This is a genomic window from Desulfonema magnum (assembly GCF_017377395.1).
GTDB lineage: Bacteria > Desulfobacterota > Desulfobacteria > Desulfobacterales > 4be13 > Desulfonema_C > Desulfonema_C magnum.
In genome coordinates, this window is the sequence record NZ_CP061800.1 from 2482452 (window position 1) to 2507479 (window position 25028).

Below are 25028 nucleotides of genomic sequence, written 5' to 3' on the forward strand. Positions count from 1 at the left end.
GCGAAAAAAGCTTATTCTCCGGAGTGCGAAAAATGCTTATTCTCCGGAGTGCGAAAAAAGCTTATTCTCCGGAGTGCGAAAAATGCTTTTTCGCAAGTGCAAAAATAAAATTTTTGCACTCCGGATCCGTTGAGAATTGCCTGAGTCAACAGCGTTGCGGCTATAGGGATGTTAAGGCAATCAGAGTTGTAAACCCCGTCCGGCAGCAAGGTTCGGCAATGAAACTTATCAAATTATGAGGAAGACCAATGAAACTGTTAAACAGGATAACGATTAAGAGCAGACTGTTATCTGCGTTTGCATTGCTGGTGATTCTTTTTGTCGCATTTGGCGTCTCTTTAATTTCAGAAATGAACAAACTGAGTGAGTTGACATCCATATTGTATAATCACCCTCTCCGAGTCTCCAACGCGGCACTGAGAGCCAGTATGGGAGTCATCAAAATGCACAGGAGCATGAAGGATGTCTCCCTTTCCAACTCAGATATGGAATTATATGAAGCCACAGACGCGGTTCGCTCAGAAGAGGATATCGTCTATGAACAGCTTGATATCATAAAAAAGCAGATATTAGGAGAGCAAGGAAAGCAACTGGAAAAAGAGACCCGGAAACTGTTCTCAGGTTGGAAACCCATCAGGGAGGAAGTGATCAGGCTGGTCCGTAAGGGGAATAAGGAAGCAGCTGCGCTGATCACCATGGAAAAAGGAGCGGACTATGTTTCCCTTTTGGAACGAAAGATGCTGCAACTCACGCTTTACGCCAGAAACAAAGCTGACGGATTTATGAAAAATGCAACAGGTGTTCAGGATGACAGTGTTAAATTTACAATTGTGATTATCAGCCTGGTTGCCTTATTGTCATGTGTCATCGCCTTTTTGCTGACAAGGAGCATTCTTTTCAGTGTCACGGCCCTCAGGGACACCATGTCTGAAATCACGAAAACCGGGGCATTCGCCAAAGCGGAGATCGTCGGAAAAAACGAAATCACAGAAATGGCATGGCATTTTAACAAACTCATTGAAAAGCTGGAAAACCAGTTCTGGCTCGGAGAGGGACTCAATGATCTGAATCAGGAATTGTCCGGCACGCCTTCTTATGATGAGCTTCTGACAAAGGGAATCAATTTTGTCTCAAGGTATGCGGATGCCTGCGCCGGAGCCATTTATACCTATGACAAAGAACAGGCTTTGTGTGAATTAAAAGCATCATTTGCCTTTGTTGAAAGAAAACAGCTTTCCAATAAATTTGAACTCGGCAAAGGCATTGTGGGTCAGGTCGCGGTTGAAAAAAAGCCTATCCTGCTGAAAAACATAACACGGGAAGATGCTGTGGGGAACAGCGGGACTGTAAGCGAGCCTCCGAAAAACATTTATACCCTTCCTTTGTTTTATGAGGAAGAATTATGCGGGGTCCTGGAAATCGCTTCTTTTGAAGAGATCGGAAAAGTAAAAAAAGAGTTTCTCAGCGCCGCGGCCCGAATCATTTCCATCTCCCTTTACACGGCTTCTCAGAATGAGCAAATCAAATCACTTTTAAAATCTGCCCAGACAGCGAACGAATCATTACAGATTAAAAGCGACGAACTGAACGAAAGCAACGAAAAACTGAGGGCCATGAATGATGAACTTCAGGCGCAGTCAGAGGAATTGCAGGCGCAGGCCGAAGAACTGAGATCACAGAAATTGGAGCTGGAAACCCAGCGTTCCCAGGTGGAGGAGGCGGACCGTCTCAAGTCGGAGTTCCTTTCCAATATGAGCCACGAACTGAGAACGCCGCTGAACAGTGTTCTGGCTCTGTCACAACTGATGATTGCACGGGGAACCGGGAAAGACCCGGACCAGGAAGCAGAATATCTGAGCGTTATTGAACGCAATGGCCGAAATCTGCTCTCTCTGATCAATGATATTCTGGATTTGTCCAAGATTGAGGCCGGCAGGATGGACCTTTATCAGACCGAGTTTGATTCCCGAAAAGCAGTTGAACGTGTCTTGGAAACTATTCAGCCCCTGGCCGATGAGAAAGGACTCGGAACACGCATCCGGGGCGGCAAGGGACTGATCATGTACTCTGATGAAGATAAAGTACATCAGATATTACTGAATCTTTTTTCCAATGCGGTGAAGTTCACTGAAAGCGGTGAAATTGAGGTTCAAATTCTGCGATCCCGGGATATCATATCTTTTAGCGTCAGGGATACCGGGATTGGCATTAAAAAGGAGGATATTGCACATATTTTCGATGAGTTCCGTCAGTTGGACGGGTCAAGCACGAGACAACACGAAGGCACGGGCCTGGGCCTGGCCATATGCCAAAAACTGGCGAATCTCCTGGGCGGAGAAATATCGGTCGAATCTGCCGAAGGCCAGGGAAGCACGTTTACGCTGACCCTTCCTCTGCATTTTCATGAACAAGGAGATGCTGACAGACAAATGCTTGAGAACCGCGTGCCGGCTATTGAAGAAAATCTTCAGTTGCCGCCCCTCGGGCCTGAATCTCAAAGCCGGACCGTTCTTGTGATTGATGATGATGAAGAGATATGTATGCTTCTTGAAAACTATCTCACCGAATCTGGTTATCATGTGGTCACGGCTCGAAACGGGAGAAAAGGCATAGAACTTGCGCGTAAACTCAGGCCCTTTGCCATCACACTTGATATTCTGATGCCGGAAATGGACGGATGGGAAGTTATCCGAAGGCTCAAAGATTCCCGGGAAACCGCAGATATTCCCGTGATTATTATCTCTGTAAGTGATGACCGGGCAACTGGCACAGCATTAGGTGCCTCGGGATATGTGGTAAAGCCCATAGACCGCCATATCCTCTTATCGGAGATTCAAAAGGTCGCTGTCAGCCGGAAAGTATATCGCATTCTTGTTGTGGATGATGATCCCATTGTCTGTAATTATCTGGAAGACCTTCTGGGAGGAAGAGGCTATCTGGTGGATATCGCTTCGGACGGAAAGCAGGGCATTGCTCAGGCGCTTGCGTCTCCCCCTGATATTATGATTCTGGATCTGATGATGCCGGAAACAGACGGATTCACGGTTCTGGACCGAATTCGTCAGGAACCGCTGACCCGGGATATTCCGGTGATCATTCTCACTGCCAAAGAACTCACACGGGAAGACCGCTATCGTCTGGAACACGCCATGGAGCGCATTATCACAAAGGGAAAAATGGACAGAGAAGAACTGCTCCGACAAATTGAGAAGGCATTAGGAAATCTGCCCTTCCCGGCATCGGGACCTGAGGAAAGACCGCCCCTTATTTTGGTGGTGGAAGATAATGAAGTGGCAATGCTGCAAATCCGCTCGGCTCTGGAAGAAAAGGGCTATGAAGTTCGCACGGCGTTTGGCGGAACCGAGGCTCTGGCATGTGTTGAAAAAGAAGTGCCGGATGCCGTGGTTCTTGATCTGATGATGCCCGAAGTTGACGGATTTCAGGTTTTGGAACAGATCCGCTCAACCTCTGAAACAGCCACACTGCCTGTGCTGATTCTCACTGCCAAAGAGCTGACGGCCGAGGATCGTTCCCGTTTAAAGCATAATAATATCCAGCAGCTCATTCAGAAAGGCGCGGTGAACCGGAACCAGCTTGTGGCATGCGTTACAAAGCTTCTTGAAACCCGGACAGGACCGGAGCCTCCCGATCCCGCGGCGGACATATTATCCGAGTCTGAGCTGTCTTTAACCTCACAAGACGCGGACAACATTATATTGATTGTGGAGGACAACCCCGACAACCTGCTGACCATCAGCGCCATACTGGATGAGGCCGGTTACAAATATATCACAGCAGGAGACGGAAAGGAAGCTGTGAAAGCGGCAAAGACATTTCATCCCGGACTGATTCTCATGGATGTGCAACTCCCCGTGTTAAGTGGTCTGGATGCAACTCGGCAAATCAAGGCGGATCCGTCCACGGATGAGATTCCTGTTATCGGAGTGACTGCCAGAGCCATGAGAGGTGATCGGGAAAAAGTATTGGCAGCAGGATGTGAGGACTATCTGTCCAAGCCCATCAGCCCTTTGTCATTAACAAATATTATCAAAAAATGGATGCGCTGACATGGCACTCCGATCCGAATTTGTCCCTGTTGGCGAGCTTCGGGTTTCAGCGGACAAGACACTGGAACTTATCACGATAACAGGGTCATGTGTGGCCGTGGTATTGTATGATGAGAAACATTATCTGGGCGGAATGCTCCATGTGGTGCTCCCGGGACGCAGAAACAGCTCGCGAAAAAGTGACCGGAACGCATATTTTGCTGACACCGGGGTTCCCATGCTTATCAAAGAAATGATCAGATACGGCGCACGGCCGGAACACCTGAAAGCCGAGGTCATTGGCGGCGGCGCACTTGTCACAGATGACAGTGGGCTTAATATCGGCAGAAGGAACGCTGAGGCGGTGACAGATTTATTGAAAAAAGCAGGTATTCCGATTCTCAGGACATCAGTTGGCGGTCAAGTCTCACGTCGTGTTACGCTTGATATTGCCACGGGACAGATAAAAGTGGAATCATCAGGAAGACATCCCGAATCAACACAAGACCTCCGAAGTTTTGAAAACCTCGGAGGTCTCATAAAAATACTTGGGAAAAAACTCGAAATGCTGAAGCCTAATCCGACATGGGCCAGGAATCTTATGAAAGCAGTTCACGAACCCGAAACAAACTGGAAAAATGTTCGGGGAATGATTTCCCGCTGTCTGATACTGAGCATGCATGTGTTCCGGCTCGCGAACTCATCTTATTACGGTTCTCCGGGTAAGATTTCATCTTGTGAACAGGCTTTGGCGGTTCTGGGTTCCAGACAGTTCCGACGAATCTGCATGCTGGCATCCCTTATTCGGCAATCTGAGCCATTTACTGACAATTTTCATATCTCAGAAGCCATGGTATCCCGGCACTGCCTGGCCGCCGCGGTGACGGCCCGATATCTGGCATCCGGGATGCCGCATCAGTTCAGAGAAGATGCTTTTTCAACAGGGATGTTACATGGTATCGGTGCCTTCAGTTTTATGCTCCTGAACGCTTCATGCCCGAATAAGTTCACTGAAAGCGACATAAAATGGGATAAATTAGGAGGACTTATTCTTTCAGAGTGGAATTTGCCTGAACATATTGTCACTGCGGTTTCTTCTTATAAAGCTCCGGCACCGGGCACCAGGGGCCGTCCGTGCCTGGCAGCGTTCACGCATTTAGGCTGCGGAATCAGCCGATTATTGGGAATAACAGCCTCTCCGAGAACCGGAGAATTTAATTTTTCTTCAGAGGCTATAAAAGAAATAATTTCAGATAATGATATTGCCAGTGTTCTTCCCGGTGTTTTAAAAGAACTCAGATTAAGAGGGCTTCTGGAATATTTTAACCTTGATGTGAAAAAGACATGACTCTGTCCCTTGCCGGGCAGGATTTTCTTTTACAGGACGTTGGCAAACGGAGTTTCTCGCCTTTGGCGCACGGGATTTTTTGTTGCACGGACGTTGTAATTTTTTGCAGCATTGCCGGACAGGGTTTGCAACCCCGTCCGGCAAAATGGAGTTCAGCAGGGCTGCAAACTCGGTCCGAGAATAAAACACCTGGAATGTCCGGTGGGGTTGGCTTCACTCACCCTCAAAAAATAAAGAGTACTTTGGAAAGGAAACTACAATGAATAAGTCTGTCTTACTGGCTGTTGATGACAAACGGGATAATCTCTTCGTTTTGAAGCAACTCATCATGGAATACTTCACTGAGTGCAGTGTCATCACTGCACAAAGTGCCGAAGAAGGACTGGCACTTGTGAAAAAAAGCCCGCCTGATATTGCAGTGATAGATGTTCAGATGCCCGGTATGGACGGCATTGAAATGTGCCAGCGTCTCAAGACAGACAGGACCACAGCCAAAATACCGGTGATTCTTCTGACTGCTCACGAGACAACGCCTGAATTAAAAGTAAATGGATTGGAGGCCGGCGCGGATGACTTCATCACCAAGCCCTTTCATAATGATGAACTCATCGCCAAAATAAAAGTCATGCTGCGCATCAGGAAAGCGGAAGACATTCTTCGAGAGGAGAGAGACAAACTCAGGGGGACTGTCAAAGAGAGAACTGAGCAATTGGAAGCGGCTGAAAATCGGTATGAAATTCTCTTTAACAACGCGTCTGACGCTATTTTTGTTCGTGAGTTTGACGGACAGATATTAGATGTCAACCGAATCGCCTGCGAGTATCTCGGTTACAGTCGTGAGGAATTGCTGCAAATGACAGTGAGGGATATCATCAGTCCGGAACAGCTACCTTTTGTGTCGGAGCGAACTGAAAAATTACGCAAACTCGGGCATCTGATCTTTGAGACAGCTTATAAATCCAGGGATGGCGAAATCATCCCCATTGAAGTCAGCGCCCGCGTCATCGAATATACCGGAAAAACAGTCATGCTGACCATTGCCCGTGACATTCGGGATCGGAAAAAGGCGGACCAGGAAAAGGCCAAGCTTCAGACCCAGCTCCGTCAGGCCCAGAAAATGGAGGCCATTGGTACTTTGGCCGGAGGGATTGCCCATGATTTTAATAATATTCTTTTCTCCATATTCGGATACACTGAGATGACCATAGATATAGTTCCTGAAAACAGTCCGGCTCAAAGAAATCTGATGCAGGTTCTGAAGGCCGCGGACCGGGCAAGGAATCTGGTTCAGCAAATTCTTGCCTTCAGTCGTGAAAGCAACCAGGAACTCAGGCCCCTGAGAATTCAGCCTGTCATAAAAGAATCGCTCAAACTGCTGAGAGCATCATTGCCATCAACCATTGAAATCAGACAGAACATTGATGAGAAATGCGGGTCTGTCATGGGAGATCCCACCCAGATACACCAAATTATGATGAATCTCTGTACAAATGCCTATCATGCCATGCTTGAAAGCGGAGGCGTGCTGCTGGTGAGCCTGGGAGAGACAGAACTCGGAGCGGATGAGACTATCTATTATTCCAATATTGAACCCGGATTATATTTGAAACTCAGTGTGAGCGACACAGGACATGGCATGATAAGCGAGACCGTGGAACGAATTTTTGATCCCTATTTTACAACCAAGGAAATGGAGAAAGGGACGGGTCTGGGGCTTTCTGTTGTCCATGGAATTGTCAAAAGCCATAAAGGGCATATTTCTGTTTACAGTGAACCTGGCATGGGAACAACCTTTCATATCTGTCTGCCTCTGGTTAAAAAAGAGCCGACCGAACAGAAACCAGTATCTGAAAAGCTTCTGTTAGGGAACGGAGAACGCATTTTACTGGTTGACGACGAACAACAGATTGTTCAAATGGAAAAACTGATGTTACAACGATTGGGCTACGAGGTCACGACGCTGACCAGTAGTTCAGAGGCCCTGAATCTTTTCCGAATGAAACCAGAGAATTTTGATCTTGTTATCACAGATATGACCATGCCCGGCATGACAGGAGTGGAACTGTCCAAAGCACTGATGGATATCCGAGCGGATATTCCGATAATCCTTTGTACCGGATTCAGCGAGATCATCACGGAGGAAAAAGCCAAGGCCATTGGTATTGATGAATATGTGATGAAGCCTATGCTCAAAAGCGAAATTGCCAGGGCCATACGACGGACCCTGGGGGATAAGGGGGGAACCTGATCAACAGACATATAAAAAATTCTGATTGTAACGGATTTTGGGGAGGCCCGGGGTTTTTTCCGCGGTATCGGGCGATATGACAGCGGACAGGAGGATGAAACGGATGTCCCTGCCCGGAATATCCGGTAAATCCTTAAATCCGATGTCATATTCGCGGGCCTCCCCCGAATCCGTTATAATCAGAAAAAATTTCCCAAAGCCGGAAAGATTGGAAAGACCTTTTGAAATTTATAGCCGGCAGTCCTGCACAAGCAGTGATGAATGAGATTCAGTGTCCCGATAATCAGGGGACTGAACGGGATTCATCACGACCTTTGCAGGACTGCCTTATCGCCAAAGAAAAGAACAGGGAGATTAAGACGGTGTTATTGAAACCGGAGAAAAAAAGAATAATAACCAACGAGGTGATATGTTATCGGAAATATTTTCCCATCCCCTGAGATATCGGGAGCATCCCCTGGCTTACCGTCTGCTTTTTTATATTCTGCTATTCAGTTCCTTTTTTACGATTCTGGACACTGCGTTTCAATTATATTTGGATTACCGGAATGATGTGGGCATTATTGAAGAAAGGTTGGAGGAGATCGGGGCCAGTCATGTTCCGGGCCTTTCAAACAGTTTGTGGCATTATGATGATCAGCTTACCGAAGCTCAGTTGAACGGGATATTGCGGTTGCCGGATATACAATATTTGGAAATACGGACGGAACAGGGCGAGCCGCTGACCACAATTGGGAAGGCGCATAAAAAAAACGATGTGATCTCTCATCAGTTTCCGCTAGTATATAAAAAGAAAAATATCCCCCGGATTGGCACGTTATATGTTGCCGCTACTTTAGAAGGGGTGTATCAGCGTCTGCATGGGAAAATATTGGTGATTTTGGGAACCCAGGCTGTTAAAACTTTTCTCGTATCCGCGTTTATCATTTTTATTTTTCAATATCTTATTGCGCGCCATCTGAAAACTGTTGCCCGATATTCCCAGCAGATTGATTTCAATCATTTGGATCATTCTCTGACCTTAAATCGTCCTCATTCCCACGGCTCTTATCCGGATGAACTTGACCAAGTCGTCAATGCAGTCAATAAAATGCGGGTAAATCTGATTCGGGATATTGCCGCACGTAAGCACGCCGAAAATGAACTCCGACAAGTAAAAAATTATCTCAATAATATCATCAATTCAATGCCTTCTGTTCTGGTGGGAACGGATCAGGAAAAATGTGTGATGTACTGGAACTTTGAAGCGGAAAAAATTACCGGCATATCTGCGAAGGAGGCCAGGGGACAGAGAATGGAAAACTTCTTCCCTCAGCTAAAAGAACATATAGAAAAAATAAACAGCGCCATGATATCAAAGACTCCCCAGAAAGCCGCCAAAGTGATGACCCGGCTGAACGGAGATACCCATTATTTTGATATCATGTTTTATCCCCTGATTGCCAACGGCGTGAAAGGTGTCATACTGAGGATGGATGATGTGACAGAACGGGTCCGCCTTGAAGAGATGCTTGTTCAGAGTGAAAAGATGATGTCTGTGGGAGGATTGGCCGCGGGAATGGCGCATGAAATCAACAACCCTCTGGGGGGGATTCTTCAGAGCGCCCAAAACATCTCACGGCGTATTTCTTCCGAACTTCCCAAAAATATGGAGGTTGCCCGGGAATGCGGGACTGATCTCAGGACAATTCAGGCTTACATGGAACAGAGGGGAATCATAAAATTCCTGGATGGTATCAGAACATCCGGCAAAAGAGCGGCAAATATCATTAATGATATGCTGCGATTCAGCCGGCCGGGTGAATCTCGTCTGATACAGGTCCGTCTGGCAGAACTTCTTGACAAAACTGTGTCGCTCGCGGCCCATGACTATGACCTGAAAAAAAAATACGATTTTCGGCACATCAGGATTGTCCGGGAATTCGAGCCTGATTTGCCGGAAATTTTCTGTGTGCCCACGGAGATTGAGCAGGTTATCCTTAATTTGCTCAGGAACGCGGCTCAGGCAATGACAGATAAAAAAGATAACACCACCCTACCATGTATCATCTTGCGTCTTTATCAGGACGGTGATATGATTTGTATTGAAGTGGAAGATAACGGCCCGGGAATGGATGAAAAAAACTGCAAACGCGCGTTTGAGCCTTTTTTCACCACAAAAACAGTGGGAATAGGTACTGGTCTGGGGCTTTCAGTTTCCTATTTTATCATTAACAATAACCATAAAGGCACGATGACCGCAGAATCGCTACAGGGCAAGGGGACAAAAATTATTATCCGTCTGCCCATTTACAGAGGAGAGAATCCCAATGGTAACGAATATCACTGAACCCGGCGTAACCGCCCTGATCATTGATGACGAGCCTCTTGTACGTGAAAGTATTGCCGCTTATCTGGAAGACAGCGGTTTTATTACGCTTGAAGCAGAGGATGGCCGCGCGGGGCTGGAAGTGTTCCGCCGGGAACGACCTGATATCATACTGGTAGATTTGCGTATGCCAAAGGTGGACGGTCTGGATGTTCTGGCTGCTATGAGTAAAGAATCCCCGGAGACGCCCGTAATTATGGTTTCCGGAACAGGTGTGCTGACAGACGCTATTGAGGCTTTGCGACTGGGAGCCTGGGATTATGTACTCAAGCCGATACAAGACATGGCCGTATTGGAACACGCTGTCTGTAAAGCCCTGGAACGAGCCAGGCTGCTGGTGGAGAACCGGAAATATCGTGAACATCTGGAGAGGGAAATCAGAAACAGGACCGCGGAACTTGAGGAGCGTAAGTGCGCTCTGGAGATAGCAAATGAAAAATTAAAAAAAGAGATGGCTGAACACAAGCAGACCGAAGCCCAGCTCCGCCAGTCTCAGAAGATGGAAGCCATCGGAACACTGGCAGGAGGAATCGCCCATGATTTCAATAATATCCTTTTTCCTATAATGGGTTATACTGAAATGGCCTTAAAAAATCTGCCTGAAGACAGCCCTGTCCGAAGCAATCTCAAAGGTGTTCTCAAGGCCGCACATCGTGCCAAAGATCTGGTCCGTCAGATTCTGGCGTTCGGCCGTCATAGTGATATGAAACAGAGACGTCTGAATATCCAATCCATCATTAAAGAGGCATTAAAGCTGCTCAGGGCCACTTTGCCGACAACCATTGAGATGCGTCAGCACATAGATAATGAGTGCGGCCCCGTGTTCGCCAGCCCTACACAGATCCATCAGGTAATAATGAACCTCTGTGCCAATGCGTATCATGCCATGCGTGAAAAAGGCGGTGTGCTGGAAGTGACGCTGAATGAGACCCATCTGCCATCTCGTGAAAACATCACATTGCTTCCGGGTATGGCCCCGGGTCTGTATCTGAAACTTTCTGTAAGCGATACAGGTCATGGTATGACAAGTGAAATCATGGAAAAAATTTTTGATCCGTATTTTACCACCAAAGACACCGGAGAGGGGACCGGACTGGGGCTTTCTGTGATACACGGAATCGTCAGAAATCATAACGGCCACATCACTGTTGAGAGTGAATGCGGCAAAGGATCAAGATTTCACATTTATCTGCCTGTGGCTACGGGCAAACCGGTCGCGTCAAGTCTCATATCCGACGAAGCCCGGGTTCCCACAGGCACTGAAAATATCCTTCTGGTTGATGATGAAGAACAGATCATTGATGTGGAAAAGCAGATACTCGAGGAATTAGGCTATCATGTTACAAGCCTGACCAGCAGTGCGGAGACGCTGGAGCTTTTTCGCAACCATCCGGAACGTTTTGATCTTGTGGTCACGGATATGACCATGCCGGATATGACCGGGGTGGAGCTGTCGGATGAACTTATGCGTATCCGTCCGGATATACCGATAATTCTTTGTAGCGGATTCAGTGAACGAATTACAGAGGAAAGCGTCAAAGCTATGGGGATTCGGGAGTATATGATGAAACCTCTGCTTAAAAGCGAAATTGCCAGGACAATTCGGCGGGCTCTGGACAGAGGAAAGAACTGAACCATGGAACAAATTCTAATCATTGATGATATGAAAGAAAACCTGGTATTGTATTCTGAGTTGTTGAAAAAATATATTCCCGATTACAGTGTTATCATTGCTCAGTCAGGTCGTGAGGGTATAGAAAAAGCAAAATCAGAACAACCAGTTACGATTCTGCTTGATATCAGCATGCCTGTCATGGACGGATTTGAGGTCTGTAAAAGACTGAAATCCGACAAAAAGACAAAGCATATCCCCATTATCATCCTTACCGGGATCAGAAGGGATACCCAGAGCCGTATCAAAGCATTGGATATCGGGGCGGACGCGTTTCTGACCAAACCCATCGGAGGAGCCGAGCTGGTGAGTCAGGTCAATGTCATGCTTCGGATCAAAAAGACAGAAGATCTCCTGCGCAGAGAAAAACAGCTGCTGGAGAATGCGGTAAAGGAGAGGACAAAGGACCTGGCCTGGGAAGCATCTGTAAACGAAGCCATCGCGGAACTGTCCGGTGCGCTTATCTCATCTCTGACAATTGAAAACATTTCGTTCCTCATACTTGACAAAGCCAAACGTCTTACAGGCAGCAACCATGGTTACACGGGCTACATTCATCCGTCAACAGGAGATCTGATCTGTCCTGCCGTAAGCGGAGATCCCCGGGATCTTTCCCAGAAACCTGGCAGAGATATTGTCTTTAAAACATTCGAGGGATTATGGGGATGGGTCCTGAACAATCGAAATCCCTTACTGATTAACACACCGCCATCCCTCCCGGATGCTTCGGTCACGCCCATGGGGCATATACCGATCCGGCGATTTTTATCTGCTCCCGCGCAGACGGATGAGAAACTGGTAGGGCAAATTGCCCTTGCCAACTCGGACCGGAATTATGATGATCATGACCTGAAGGTGGTCGAACGCCTCGCGGTGCTTTATGCTGTCGCGATTCAACGAAACTGGGCAGACGCGGAGCTTATCAAAGCCAGGGAGCAGGCCGAAGCTGCCAACAGAGCCAAGAGTGAATTTCTGGCAAATATGAGCCATGAGATTCGCACACCCATGAACGGTGTCATGGGGATGTTGGAACTGGCCCTGGATACGCAATTAAACGAAAAGCAGACAGAATATCTTACGCTGGCGAAATATTCCGCTGATTCCCTTTTGCACCTGCTGAATGAGGCCCTTGATCTGTCCAGGATTGAGGCCGGGAGACTGGAGATAAACCTTATTGACTTCAGCCTCTGTTCGGTGATTAAATCAGCCATTGCCCCTGTAAAATTGAAGGCAACGGAAAAGAACCTGGGGCTGAGGTATGATATTTCCGAGGATATTCCCGACCATCTTGTGGGAGATCCGGATCGTCTGCGTCAGATTATTGTAAATCTGGTAAGAAACGCCATCAAATTTACCGAAAAAGGAGAGATTTTCGTTCAGGTCACTCTGGTAAAAAAAAAGGGGGACAGTGTGCTTCTTAATTTTTCCGTAAAAGATAACGGAATCGGAATTCCGCCCAATAAGCTGGACAGCATCTTTGATTGCTTTTCCCAGGTGGATGGCTCTATTCGCAGGAAATACGGAGGGGTCGGACTTGGCCTGAGCATTTCTAAAAAACTGGTGGAACTCATGGAAGGCCGCATATGGGTGGAGAGCGAAGTTGACAGGGGAAGCACCTTTTGTTTTACTGTTCCTCTGAGTCTGCAATCGAAAGTTCCCTTTTTAATCTCAGACCGAGGAAGCGTTAATGGACACTATGAAATAAAGAATACCAAAAACACTGAATCAGATTTTCCGGAGCAGTTTAAAAATAATATCAGAATTCTTTTAGCTGAAGATGATCTGACCAGTCAGAAACTGGTTACAAACATCCTGAACAAAAACGGCTATAAGCTGTCTGTTGTTTCAAATGGAGAAGCAGCTTTGGAGGTGCTGGATCGCCTGCATTTTGATCTTATTCTCATGGATATCCGAATGCCGGTAATGGACGGTCTTGAAGCCACAAGAAGAATCAGAAAAAAGGAGTCAGAAACCGATAAACCGGACACCCGGACATCACACCCCGGGTCTGAGATATCAGGCATCCCGATTATTGCTCTGACTGCTCATGCTTTTAAAAATGAAAGAGAAGCGTGTCTGGCAGCAGGTATGAACGATCATATCTCAAAACCGATAAACAAAAAGGAACTTTTAGAAATTATCGAAAAATTTCTTCCCAGCAGAGAACGGGAAGCATCAGAACAACCAATCTTAAAAAAAGCGTTGAATTCCGAACTCAAAGAGCGGACAAGGCTTGAGATCGAATTACTGAGGAAGGCGATTTCATCCCAAGATGAAAATTTAACAGAGTACCATGCACATAAACTAAAAAGTATGGCTTCTGATATGTCTGCGTCCAAGATGGTGGACGAGGTCTTTCGACTTGAACTTGCCGTCCGAAAGGGGGACACTGCAAAATACGATTCATTACTCCAAAGGGTTGAAAAAGCGTTTGGACAATTAATTGAGAATTGAGAATTGAAAATTGAGAATTATCAATTCTCAGCAGTTGAAAAATTTGCACACATCCTCGTTCCCGAGCTTCGAACGGTCATTAATTTTCAATTTTCAATTTTTAATTTTTAATTATAAAAGGGAGTGCTGGCAATGAGAATATTGATAGCCGAAGATGATTTTATTGCACGTCGTCAGTTAAAGGAGATTCTTTCCCCATATGGAGACTGCGATATTGTTGTTGACGGAGATGAGGCGGTTCGGGCATTCAGATTGGCCCGGGAAGAGAATTATCCATATAATCTGATCTGTATGGACATTATGATGCCAAATGTTGACGGGCTGGAGGCTCTGAAGCAGATTCGTGAGATGGAAAAAAAGCTGGGCATCAGAGGATCAAAAGAGGTGGATGTGCTTATGGTTACAGCGCTTGATGATCCGAAAACCGTTGTAAAGGCATTTTACAAAGCAGGAGCCACAGCCTATATTGTCAAACCGATTCAAAAGGCAAAGCTTCTCGAAGAGATTGGAGCTTTAGGTCTGATAACATAGTTTGCTAAATTCGGGCTGATTTAAAGCCCCGGAGAGCTTCTGAGAACAGCCCCGGCAATTTTATTACCGGGGTGTAAGAATATTACCGCATTTTTTCAGTTCTGCGGGAACGGCTGAAAAACCGTGATTTCAGCCGTCCACACAGAACCGGACGGAACTGGGAGATTTGTCATCCCCTTTACATACCAAAAATAAGTACCCGGCCATAAGTTTTCCGACAGTTATAAAAAATGTTTAAAAATTTTTGGTCATATACTTATCTTTTACCATGAAAATATATTCTTATGACCCGGAATGATCACCTCGATCATGAACATTTCTTCTTAATGCTTTGCCAACTGATCACCCAGAGGTTCGTTGCATTTGGGACACCGGCCGGCATATCTGCTGACCTGTCCCCGCCAACCGCAGTTCTTACATCGGATAACCTGAATGTGTTCGCTGACTTTCTCTTTTTTAAAAAGCTTTCTCACGGCTGATATCAATATCAGAAGCGCAATGATAACTCCCGCGGCAATGAGTACGTCCTGCACAGAATAGTTACCAAAAACGATTGTGTCCATTTCCATATGTAATCCTCCTTTATTTGAATTATTAACGCATTTTTACGTTTTCCATATAACATTTGGCATCCTTCACAAAAGCTGAAAAATAAGTACCTGAGCAAAAGTTTTTTATACATCTTCTTTTCCGGGCAAATATCGAAAACTTATGGTTAGGTACTTAGTTTACACTTTTTCCGAGTTGTAAAGTGTAAACTGTCAAATGAAAGATGCCTAACATTTTAAAAATTATATAAAAAATAATTGTTTCATTCAATAAAAAATTTTGATACGTTTAATCAAAATTTTTTTAATACAATGAATAGAAACAAATTTCAACTTTCAAAAAGTCAGAGCCTGTTTGAAAACTGAGATGCTGAGTCTTATGTTACAAATATGCCGTCCTTACAGGACGTTTCAAACACACTCTTACGCCGGCCTTAAATTATTCCACGGTATTTTATGGGAAATATATCAATGAATATACAAGACTTAGGTTTTAGTAAATGGTTTCAGGATAAAACTGACCCTGAAAAATCAGCCGATTATCAACTCGCCAGGGTTATTGCTGTAAATAAGGACAGCTATCTCATTAAAAACGAAAAGAATGACGTGCCCGCGGAAATAACCGGGAAGCTCATGTTCAGTGTGGATTCTTCCCTGGATTATCCCACAGTGGGTGACTGGATATGGGCGCAGTATTTTGATGAGGATACATTTGCTGTCATTCATGACATTGTTCCGAGAAAATCGCTTTTAAAAAGAAAGACATCAGGTAAAAAAACAGCGTTTCAGCTGATTGCCGCCAACATAGACACGGCCCTGATTATGCAGTCACTTGATTTTAATTATAATCTCAGGCGGCTGGAACGATACCTGGTCATGACAAATCAGAGCAATATTCATCCGGTGGTGTTATTAAGCAAGAAAGACCTGCTGCCTCCTGATGAGATCGAAAAAAAAATAGCTGAGATTCATGCCATCATGCCGAATATTCAGGTGGTAGCTTTCAGCAATAAAGATAATTCAGGTCCGGACAGTGTAAAAGAATTGCTGACCCCCAGAAAAACCTTTTGCCTGCTCGGATCATCAGGGGTTGGGAAAACCACTTTGTTAAACAATCTCATGGATAAATCAGTATTTGAAACGCAGTCTGTCAGAGAAAAAGACGGAAAGGGAAAACACACCACAACACGCCGTGAGTTAATTCATTTGGAAAACGGTGCCATGATCATAGACACACCGGGAATGCGGGAACTGGGAAATTTTGGTGTTGAAACAGGTCTTTCCCACACATTTAATGAAATAGAAGCCCTGTCAGCGCAATGCGCCTATAATGACTGCTCTCATATTCAAGAAGAGGGATGCGCTGTGCTGGCCGCGCTGGAAAACGGAACAATTTCCAGGGAACGGTATCAGAATTATATAAAAATGAACAAAGAATCTGCCTATTATGAGATGTCGTATCTGGAAAAAAAGAAAAAAGACAAGCAATTTGGTAAAATGTGCAAAACTGTGATGAAGCATAAAAAAAACAAAAGATAATGATAAGGAGGATGGTACGCCCGGCTGGGTTCGAACCAGCGGCTTTCAGCTCCGGAGGCTGACGCTCTATCCACTGAGCTACGGGCGCATATTGAGGGTGACAGATATGTTGGTGCTGAATGCTCCGGGAAACACCAAACTCAAAATCTGGTGTACTTAAACATTAAACGACAAATAAGTCAAGTCTGAAAATCATAATTTTTTATGGCTGTCTTTGCTTCTCCCACCACATAAAGAGAGCCTGCAATACAGATAGCGTCATCAGGCCCGGCTGTGTCAATGGCATATTTCACAGCGTCTTCCACATTGGGGATAATTTTTATGTCCTCAGTAAATTCCTTTGCCACGGGCTGAAGCGTTTCCGGAGGCAACGCACGGCCAATGACAGGACGGGTCAGGATGACTTTCTGGCACGCGGGAAGCAGAGATTTCAGCATGGCCTCATATGGTTTGTCATCCAATATGCCCACAACAAGCGTTATGTTCCGATTTCCCAGCTCATCTGATAAAAAATTCCCCAAATTCTGCGCGGCAACCAAATTGTGCGCCCCGTCTAAAAGTACAAAAGGAGACGCTGACACAACCTCCAGCCTTCCTGGCCAGCGATTTTGCTCAAGCCCGTCTTTCATGCTCTGCAACGGAATATCTGCCTTGCCTTTGTTCAGTATCTCACAAGTGGCAAGAACAAGGGCCGCGTTATCCACCTGGTGATTTCCCCATAACCCGGTACGCATGGCGCGCCATGTATTTTCAAAACCAAAATAGGTGAATGTCCCGCTTTTGTCCCTTCTCACCCGAAAATCATCCCCAAAACGGTAAAGCGGTGCTGATTTTTTTTCAGCAATTTCCTCGAAAACCGAAATTACATTTTTTTGTCTGGCACCGGTTACAACAGGAACCCCGTGTTTTATAATCCCTCCCTTTTCCCCCGCGATCTGGGCAAGGCTATCTCCCAGATATGAGCGATGTTCAAGGGATATGTTGGTGATGACGGAAATAGCCGGCTTTACGACATTGGTTGCATCCATACGCCCGCCCATACCGGTCTCAATCACTGCCCAGTCAACATTTTGCCTGGCAAATTCATAAAACCCCATGGCCGTCGCATATTCAAAAAAAGTCGGCTCACGATCTCCGTATCCGGCATTTTTCACAGCTTCGTAAGCCGTGACAACATCCTCATCGGAAATCGGATGATTATTTACACATATTCTTTCGTTAAATTTTACAAGATGCGGTGATGTGTAAAGCCCGACCTTGTATCCGGCAGCATGCAGAATCGAAGCCAGAGCAGAGGCAACAGAGCCTTTTCCGTTTGTTCCTGCAATATGGATACTTTTAAAATGTTCCTGGGGATTTCCCAGACCCTCAAGCATCTTTCGGATGGTTTCAAGACCCAGAATAATCCCGAATCTTCTGAGACCGAACATGGCCTCGAGACAGTTGTTGTAAGAATTTTTTATTGCTGTCATGTCTTCATAAAAAAACCCGGCAGAATGAAAAATCTCCGCCGGGTAAAAAGGCTTTCATTCTTATAATCACCCGTTGGCCGAGCCAACACATGAAAAAACAACCTTGAAGCTTGTGCTGCTGTCTGCGCTGTAAATACAAACAGTTTCCCTTAAATTATCCCCGGGATCTGTATTTTCTTGAAGCAGCTATTCTCTGTCGTCTTAAAGCTTCACGCTGTTTACGACGTCTGTACTCGCTTGGTTTTTCGTAGCTTTTTTTCAGTTTGAGACGCTTGAAAAGCCCGTCATTTTGAATTTTTTTCTTTAAAATGCGCATTGCTTTTTCAAGGTCATTATCCAGAACTTTAACCTGAATCGCCTTCAACCTACCTCGCCCCTTTCTTTCCATCAGATGAAAAAAAATAATATATTTCAACATTCCAGATGGTTATTTTATCATCTTGTTTATAACCCAAAATATATATCTGAAAATAAAGTTATTGGCAAGAAAATTTTTTTATACTCAGAAAATTATAGGGTAAACATCCCATAAAGAAACCGAGTTTTTTTGAAAAAAACTCGGTTTCTGTCTGATCTGACGGACAATTATGACCATTATTTGTTCAATGGGATTTGTCCTGAACAATAAAGGTGATGGTCATGACCATCACCCGGCTTTGCTTACCGGAAAGCTGTGTACAGGACAAAAATTGCAGAGGGAAAGAAACCCGGGTTTTTTCCCAAAAACGGGCAGCCTTGCCATGTCGGAAAAAGCCGGGTTTCTTTTTTTGTCCTGTACACAGAGCGGAAAGTTAAAGTTTTGAAACCAGCTCCGCGGTAACATCTTTCACACTTGGTTTGCCGTCAAGTTCGATGTATTTGATGCCGGAAGCGCCTTTAAAATAGTAAGCAGATGCAAGGGTTCCTGTCTCCGTGTCATAATAAATAGCATGACGCTTGCCAATGGCTTCCTCATCCTGATCATCGGAGCGGGTTTTTAATTCTCCACCGCAAACCCGGCATTTGTCCCCGTCCGGTTTGATCACGTCAATAAAGATGTTGTTGGGATGGTTGTTATCATTCACGCAAAGTCTGCGTCCCATGATCCTGTTTTTTGCGATTTCACGATCAAGGATAATTTCTATGACAATATCAAGGGCCATATTGGCTGCTTTCAGGGCCTCATCCAATTTTATAGCCTGGTTCTTGTTTCTCGGAAACCCGTCAAGAAGCCATCCGTCTTTGCAGTCATCCTGTTTCAGACGGTCAAGTATCATGGGGATCGTAATCTCATCCGGTACCAGATCGCCTTTGTCAATATATTCCTTGGCTTTGGCACCCAGCTCGGTTCCCTTTGAAATATTATCACGAAAGATAGCGCCTGACTCAATGTGGGAAATTTTGTATTTATCCTTTAAAATAGCGCCCTGGGTTCCTTTGCCGCTGCCGTTTGGCCCAAAAAACAAAATGTTCATCTAATCTTTTCCTTTCCTTAAATTAGTATGTTGATAATTCTTGTTATCGGATATACTTAACTATTTCTTGAGAGTCAAGCATATTTCACAATGATTCTGCAAGAAAAAAAATGAAGATTCTGCTGCCTTTCCAAAGCTGTTATCTTTTCAGCCTGCCGGATGAGAGGCTTTTTTGTCACAGCATCCCGGGGCCGCGCATTTGAAAACCGAAGTCTGACTTCCGCCTGTTCAATTTAGATCAAAAAAATGTTGCTTTTCAAGATAGTTAATTATAAATCTGTTTTAAATTATCAGTAAACCGGACAGAGTCTGAGGAGATAAATCATTCCATATATTCTGCTGTGAAAAAACCGAATTTCAGGACATTTCTCTCAAAGAATCCGCATTTTTTATGGGACAGATTTCCATTGTTCATAAATATTTTTTCCCAATTTACAAACAGGTCGGCCGGCAAAGGAGAAGTTAGCAATGTTAAAAAAATTTAAGAATTTGAGTCTGGTGAAAAAGATTGTTTTTGGTTTTTCAGGAATACTGATGCTGCTATTTACAGTGGGGCTGATTGCTTATAACGCCCTGAACAAAGCATCAGACGGTTTTATAAATTATCGGGAAATGGCGCGTGACACCGCGCTGATTGGCAATCTTCAGGTAAATATGCTCATGACACGTTTTCAGGCAAAGAATTACATTCTTTCAGGAAGTGAAAACAGTCTCAAGGAATATGAAGCTTATTACAGTAATATGGAAAACGTACTGGAAAAAGCAAACAAAGAGATTCAGGCTCCTGAGCGTGTGGCGAAAATCAGCGCAGTGAATATCGCTTATACAACGTATCATTCAGCATTTCAAAAAATCATTCAATTAAAAAATGAACGCAACAAGAATGTCAATGAAATACTCAATGTCAGGGGGCCTCTGATGGAACGCACACTGACAGAAATTATGATTTCAGCCTCTGAAGATGGGGATGTGAATATATCATACCATACAGGTCTGGCCATAAAGCATTTGCTTCTGGGACGGCTTTATATGGCAAAGTTCCTTGATACAAACGACCCAAAAACCGCGGAAAGAGTTCATGCGGAATTTGCCAGGATGGAGGAACAACTGAGTATTCTGGATAAGGAAATAGAAAAATCAGAGTGGCGTAAGAAGTTAGACACCGTGGCCCGGGCAAAGGACGATTACACGCGGAGTTTCGGTGATCTGTCGAAAATAATTAATGATCGGAATAAGATTATCACAGAGACCCTGGACCGCATCGGACCGAACATTACCCAAACTATTGATGAGGTCAGGCTTTCTATCAAAGCTGTTCAGGACGAACTCGGTCCCGGACTCGTGGCATCCGACAACAAAAGTATCACCCTTATCAGTGTCATCGCTGTCATTGCCCTGTCCGCAGGCATCGTTCTTGCCATGCTGATTGTGATACCTGTCAAAAAAGGGATTGCCAGAGCCATGGAGGTCACAAAAGCGGTGGCTGAGGGCGATCTGGGCATTGATATTCAGATAAACACCAAGGATGAAATCGGCAACCTCCTGGGCAATATGAAAAACATGGTGGAAATATTAGGTCACAGGGCCGGAATTGTCGAACAGATTGCCAACGGTACCCTGGACGAAAAAATAAACATTCTTTCGGACAAGGATATCTTTGGTCAGTCTCTTATCCTGATGATACAGAGGCTTCATGAGATTATCGGTGAAATAAGGTCTGTGACGGATGGTGTTCAGGAAGGCAGACTGGATATCCGTGCGAATATAGAATCCTTTACCGGCGGCTGGCATGAACTTATCGCCGGTGTAAATAACCTGACAGATGCCTTTGTGGCCCCGATTAATCTGACAGCAAAGTATATTGAACGGATATCCAAAGGAGACATCCCGGAAAAAATCAGCGATGAATACAAAGGAGACTTCAACGATATTAAGAATAATCTGAACCAATGTATTGACGCTGTGAGCGAGCAGGCGACCGCTGCCCAGCGCATTGCTGACGGGGATCTGTCTGTGCAGATTAACATTCGCTCCGAGAACGATGTGCTGGCAAAAAGTATGCGTAATGTTAAGGATATCTTACTACTGCTACAGCAGGAACTGATCCGGCTGACCCGGACATCCAAACAGGGCGAGCTTTCTGTGCGCGGAAACCCGGCGCAGTTCCGGGGCGCATATGCAGATGTCGTAAGCGGTATTAATGAGATGCTTGACGCCATTCTTCTGCCCATTACCGAAGGCAACCGGGTTCTGGCGCATATTTCCGAAGGCAAGATTGACGAAGTGATCACCGAAACTTACAAGGGGGATCACGAAAAAATGAAGCAGGCTGTGAACAATGTCGCGGCTGTGCTCCAAGGTCTGCAACAAGAACTGGTCCGGCTGACCCAGGCATCCAAACAGGGCGAGCTTTCTGTGCGCGGAAATCCGGCGCAGTTCCGGGGCGCATATGCAGATGTCGTAAGCGGTATTAATGAGATGCTTGACGCCATTCTTCTGCCCATTACCGAAGGCAACCGGGTGCTTCGTCTGATCCGAGGCGGAAATCTGCGGGAAAAGGTGGAAATTGACTGCAAAGGCGATCATGAGGAGATGAAGAAAGCAGTGAACGGAGTCCATGAATGGCTGACGGAACTCATCGGATATGTCACGAAAATTGCCAACGGAGATATGACCGCTGCAATGGCAAAGGCTTCGGAAGATGACCAGATCCATGAATGGCTGATGCTGATGAAGGATAACATTCAGTCGCTCGTGACTGAGGCGGATATGCTTGCCAAAAATGCGGTGGAGGGCAGACTCACTATTCGTGCTGAAGCAGAAAAGCATCGGGGGGAATATGCAAAAATCATCGAAGGGGTGAACAGAATTATTGACTCCCTTATGGGTCATCTGGATGCCATGCCGGCCCCCTCATTTATTATTGATCGGGAATTTAACATTCTCTATATCAACAACGCGGGAGCAAAATTGGTGGGAGTTGCACAAGACATGCTCATCGGAAGCAAATGTTACAATCACTTCAGAACCTCTGACTGCCGGACCGAAAAATGCGCCACAGGCCGATGTATGGAACAAAACTGTGAAATCAGCTCTGAAACACAGTCCTACGCGGGGGATAGGTGCATTGATATTTCATACACAGGTGTTCCGATAAAAAATGCAGAGAACAAAATCATCGGGGGCCTTGAAATTATTATGGATCAGACAGCCATAAAACAGGCGGCCCGCCTTGCTCAGAAGCAAGCTGATTATCAGAAAACTGAGGTTGGAAAACTCATCGCCAATCTGAGCAAGCTGGCATCCGGAGATTTGAATATTGATATTGAGGAAGCTGCCACAGATGAGGACACCCGTGTCATCGGAGAAAATTTCAAAAAGATCGGACAGGCATTGAAAGAAACCGTGATAGCGGTCGGGAACCTGGTGAACGACACAAATATGCTGGCTCAGGCCGCGACCGAGGGAAAGCTCGACACAAGGGCGGACATATCCCGGCATAAGGGAGATTTTTCAAAAGTGGTGGAAGGTGTCAACAACACCCTTGATGCCCTGACCGCGCCCATGAAAGTTGCCGCGGACTATGTGGACAGAATCAGCAGCGGTGATATTCCGAATAAGATCACTGAGGAATACAAGGGAGATTTCAATGAAATCAAGAAAAATCTGAATCTGCTTATTCATGTGACAAATGAAGTGACAGACATTGCCGGAGAAATTGCCAAAGGAAATCTGAGAGTAACGGTCGGAAAACGCTCGGAACAGGACGAACTCATGGCAGCGATGCAAAAGATGGTCCGGGACCTGACCGAAATCGCTATAAATGTCCAGAAAGCCGCCGGAGAGGTCGCCTCGGGCAGCCAGGAGATCAGCGCGGGCGCTCAGACGATTTCCCAGGGCGCGGCAGAACAGTCTTCGAGTGTTGAAGAAATATCCGGATCCATGGAGGAAATAAACAGCACCGTGTCACAGACAGCAGATAATACAAAAGAAACGGCTGTTATCGCTGAAAAATCCGCGGCTGACGCGTCTGAGGGAGGCAAAGCAGTTGCTGAGACTGTCCGGGCAATGAAGACCATTGCGGAGAAAATCAGCATCATTGAGGAAATTGCCCGCCAGACCGATCTGCTGGCCCTGAACGCGGCCATTGAGGCAGCCAGGGCAGGTGAACATGGGAGGGGATTCGCAGTGGTGGCAGCGGAAGTTCGCAAACTATCGGTGCGAAGCCAGACCGCTGCACAGGAGATCGGAGAACTCTCAGGTGTCAGTGTGGAGATTGCCGAAAAAGCAGGCAGGCTGATTGGTGATATTGTGCCGAGTATACGAAAGACTTCCGAACTCATAAGGGAAATCAACGCATCAAGCACGGAGCAGGCCACTGGAATTGAGCAGATCACCAAAGCCATCATACAGCTTGATCAGATCATCGGTCAAAATGCTTCCGCGACTGAAGAAATGGCCTCAATCAGTGAGGAACTCTCTGGGCAGGCTCATCGTCTGCGGGAAATGGCGGCATTCTTCAAAACAGAAGACCGGAAAACTCAGCATTTCTCCCGGAACCAGTCATCTCAGATTTCTCAGCCAGTTGCGAAGAGAGGCAGGGAGACATCTTCACATAAAGCAATGGCCCGGGACAGAATAACAGCGAATTCGGTTACTAATGGCTATGCTGATTACAAAAAGAAACGCGGGAAGAGTCTCGACTTAGATATTGATAAATCTGATGACAGTGAGTTCGAGGCGTATTGAGATTTGAAATTAAGATGCGAAACCGCTCGTTGTGTGATCTCCCTTCCCCTTCGACAAGCTCAGGGAGCGGGTAAATGGAAGCTACTCGTTGAGCCTGTCGAAACGCCTCCCCCCTTCGACCAATGCTGTTGAGTTAAGGCTGAACAGGTTCATCAGTGTTCTCTCCGAAGTGCGAAAAATGCTTTTTCGCATGCGCAAAAATAGAATTTTTGCACTCCGGACCCGTTCGGAACTGCCTTATCCGGAGTGCGAAAAATGCTTTTTCGCATGCGCAAAAATAGAATTTTTGCACTCCGGCCCCGTTCGGAACTGCCTTATCCGAAGTGCGAAAAATGCTTTTTCGCATGCGCAAAAATAGAATTTTTGCACTCCGGCCCCGTTCGGGACTGCCTTATCCGGAGTGCGAAAAATGCTTTTTCGCATGCGCAAAAATAGAATTTTTGCACTCCGGCCCCGTTCGGGACTGCCTTATCCGGAGTGCGAAAAATGCTTTTTCGCATGCGCAAAAATAGAATTTTTGCACTCCGGCCCCGTTCGGAACTGGCTTATCCGGAGTGCGAAAAATGCTTTTTCGCATGCGCAAAAATAGAATTTTTGCA

13 protein-coding genes and 1 tRNA gene are annotated in these 25028 nt (G+C 45.8%); 9 read left to right on the plus strand and 5 right to left on the minus strand.

Going from position 1 to position 25028, the window contains the following annotated elements; genetic code table 11:
* Nucleotides 1-248 precede the first annotated feature (248 nt).
* The 7 genes from dnm_RS10035 to dnm_RS10065 all read left to right on the plus strand — a co-directional run bounded on the left by dnm_RS10035 (nucleotide 249) and on the right by dnm_RS10065 (nucleotide 14667).
* The gene (locus dnm_RS10035; protein WP_207682520.1) at nucleotides 249-4067 is read left to right on the plus strand and encodes a response regulator; all 3819 of its coding nucleotides are present in this window, start codon (nucleotides 249-251) and stop codon (nucleotides 4065-4067) included.
* Between the two features lies 1 nt (nucleotide 4068).
* A complete protein-coding gene (locus tag dnm_RS10040) occupies nucleotides 4069-5394 on the plus strand; it encodes an HDOD domain-containing protein (RefSeq protein ID WP_207682521.1) in 1326 nt (441 codons plus the stop codon).
* 259 nt (nucleotides 5395-5653) lie between these two features.
* Entirely contained in the window at nucleotides 5654-7642 is a 1989-nt protein-coding gene (locus dnm_RS10045) for an ATP-binding response regulator (protein ID WP_207682522.1), read from the plus strand.
* Nucleotides 7643-8051: 409 nt separating this feature from the next.
* On the plus strand, nucleotides 8052-9971 hold the full coding sequence (locus tag dnm_RS10050) for an ATP-binding protein (protein ID WP_207682523.1): 1920 nt from the start codon (nucleotides 8052-8054) through the stop codon (nucleotides 9969-9971).
* Nucleotides 9952-11643, plus strand: coding sequence for a response regulator (locus tag dnm_RS10055; protein ID WP_207682524.1), 1692 nt, complete (start codon nucleotides 9952-9954; stop codon nucleotides 11641-11643). Before dnm_RS10050 ends, dnm_RS10055 begins: the two co-directional genes overlap by 20 nt.
* A 3-nt stretch (nucleotides 11644-11646) precedes the next feature.
* Nucleotides 11647-14136 carry a response regulator gene (locus dnm_RS10060; RefSeq protein ID WP_207682525.1) on the plus strand — a complete coding sequence of 830 codons (2490 nt, stop codon included), beginning with the start codon at nucleotides 11647-11649 and terminating at the stop codon, nucleotides 14134-14136.
* Nucleotides 14137-14268: 132 nt separating this feature from the next.
* A complete protein-coding gene (locus dnm_RS10065; RefSeq protein WP_207682526.1) occupies nucleotides 14269-14667 on the plus strand; it encodes a response regulator in 399 nt (132 codons plus the stop codon).
* 323 nt (nucleotides 14668-14990) lie between these two features.
* On the opposite strand, the gene dnm_RS10070 is transcribed toward dnm_RS10065, so the two are convergent.
* Nucleotides 14991-15236, minus strand: coding sequence for a P-loop NTPase family protein (locus dnm_RS10070; RefSeq protein WP_207682527.1), 246 nt, complete (start codon nucleotides 15234-15236; stop codon nucleotides 14991-14993).
* Between the two features lie 450 nt (nucleotides 15237-15686).
* Here dnm_RS10070 and rsgA point away from each other — a divergent pair, with 450 nt between their 5' ends.
* On the plus strand, nucleotides 15687-16754 hold the full coding sequence (rsgA, locus tag dnm_RS10075) for a ribosome small subunit-dependent GTPase A (protein ID WP_207682528.1): 1068 nt from the start codon (nucleotides 15687-15689) through the stop codon (nucleotides 16752-16754).
* 12 nt (nucleotides 16755-16766) lie between these two features.
* Here rsgA and dnm_RS10080 read toward each other — a convergent pair.
* The 4 genes from dnm_RS10080 to dnm_RS10095 all read right to left on the minus strand — a co-directional run bounded on the left by dnm_RS10080 (nucleotide 16767) and on the right by dnm_RS10095 (nucleotide 19680).
* A tRNA-Arg gene (locus dnm_RS10080) sits at nucleotides 16767-16842 on the minus strand.
* Nucleotides 16843-16933: 91 nt separating this feature from the next.
* Entirely contained in the window at nucleotides 16934-18226 is a 1293-nt protein-coding gene (locus dnm_RS10085) for a bifunctional folylpolyglutamate synthase/dihydrofolate synthase (protein ID WP_246556281.1), read from the minus strand.
* 154 nt (nucleotides 18227-18380) lie between these two features.
* Complete coding sequence (gene rpsU / locus dnm_RS10090) at nucleotides 18381-18590, minus strand: 30S ribosomal protein S21 (protein ID WP_207682529.1); 210 nt, start codon at nucleotides 18588-18590, stop codon at nucleotides 18381-18383.
* Nucleotides 18591-19017: 427 nt separating this feature from the next.
* Nucleotides 19018-19680, minus strand: coding sequence for an adenylate kinase (locus tag dnm_RS10095; protein ID WP_207682530.1), 663 nt, complete (start codon nucleotides 19678-19680; stop codon nucleotides 19018-19020).
* Between the two features lie 468 nt (nucleotides 19681-20148).
* On the opposite strand from dnm_RS10095, the gene dnm_RS10100 reads away from it, so the two are divergent.
* Complete coding sequence (locus dnm_RS10100; RefSeq protein ID WP_207682531.1) at nucleotides 20149-24429, plus strand: methyl-accepting chemotaxis protein; 4281 nt, start codon at nucleotides 20149-20151, stop codon at nucleotides 24427-24429.
* Nucleotides 24430-25028: the final 599 nt, after the last annotated feature.

What these genes read in the sequence shown, in the direction of transcription:
- dnm_RS10035 (WP_207682520.1), top strand. Translation starts at nt 249, where the DNA reads ATGAAACTGTTAAACAGGATAACGATTAAGAGCAGACTGTTATCTGCG.
- dnm_RS10040 (WP_207682521.1), top strand. Translation starts at nt 4,069, where the DNA reads ATGGCACTCCGATCCGAATTTGTCCCTGTTGGCGAGCTTCGGGTTTCA.
- dnm_RS10045 (WP_207682522.1), top strand. Translation starts at nt 5,654, where the DNA reads ATGAATAAGTCTGTCTTACTGGCTGTTGATGACAAACGGGATAATCTC.
- dnm_RS10050 (WP_207682523.1), top strand. Translation starts at nt 8,052, where the DNA reads ATGTTATCGGAAATATTTTCCCATCCCCTGAGATATCGGGAGCATCCC.
- dnm_RS10055 (WP_207682524.1), top strand. Translation starts at nt 9,952, where the DNA reads ATGGTAACGAATATCACTGAACCCGGCGTAACCGCCCTGATCATTGAT.
- dnm_RS10060 (WP_207682525.1), top strand. Translation starts at nt 11,647, where the DNA reads ATGGAACAAATTCTAATCATTGATGATATGAAAGAAAACCTGGTATTG.
- dnm_RS10065 (WP_207682526.1), top strand. Translation starts at nt 14,269, where the DNA reads ATGAGAATATTGATAGCCGAAGATGATTTTATTGCACGTCGTCAGTTA.
- dnm_RS10070 (WP_207682527.1), bottom strand. Translation starts at nt 15,236, where the DNA reads ATGGAAATGGACACAATCGTTTTTGGTAACTATTCTGTGCAGGACGTA.
- rsgA (WP_207682528.1), top strand. Translation starts at nt 15,687, where the DNA reads ATGAATATACAAGACTTAGGTTTTAGTAAATGGTTTCAGGATAAAACT.
- dnm_RS10085 (WP_246556281.1), bottom strand. Translation starts at nt 18,226, where the DNA reads ATGACAGCAATAAAAAATTCTTACAACAACTGTCTCGAGGCCATGTTC.
- dnm_RS10095 (WP_207682530.1), bottom strand. Translation starts at nt 19,680, where the DNA reads ATGAACATTTTGTTTTTTGGGCCAAACGGCAGCGGCAAAGGAACCCAG.
- dnm_RS10100 (WP_207682531.1), top strand. Translation starts at nt 20,149, where the DNA reads ATGTTAAAAAAATTTAAGAATTTGAGTCTGGTGAAAAAGATTGTTTTT.